Here is a 264-nt window from a genome sequence, read left to right on the forward strand (position 1 = left end):
AGGCGTCACTCACATAAACGGCTTCCAGATCTTCTTTTGCATTTTTAGCCTCTGTAATGGACGTTTCCCATGCAGCTTTAGTTGCAAGGATGCTAGCGGCGTCAACTTGAACAGCGGTACCACCAGGAGGAGTATAGTTACCACCAGGGCCAGCATTTAAATGCCCCTCATACTCAGCCTTTTTCGCTATTTCGTCATCGGCCTTATCGGTGGCTTTTTTGTCAGCCTCGTATAAAATCTTGCCAATGGTGCCAACAGCGGCAG

Annotated in this window: 1 protein-coding gene; it reads right to left on the reverse strand. The window is 48.5% G+C overall.

All coding sequences use genetic code 11. The annotated features are described in order from the left end of the window. Window positions 1-264 (reverse strand): hypothetical protein (locus YROHD0001_RS0119210; protein ID WP_032818647.1); only part of this gene is annotated, 264 nt, incomplete at both ends.

The organism is Yersinia rohdei ATCC 43380, from assembly GCF_000173775.1.
Classification (GTDB): domain Bacteria; phylum Pseudomonadota; class Gammaproteobacteria; order Enterobacterales; family Enterobacteriaceae; genus Yersinia; species Yersinia rohdei.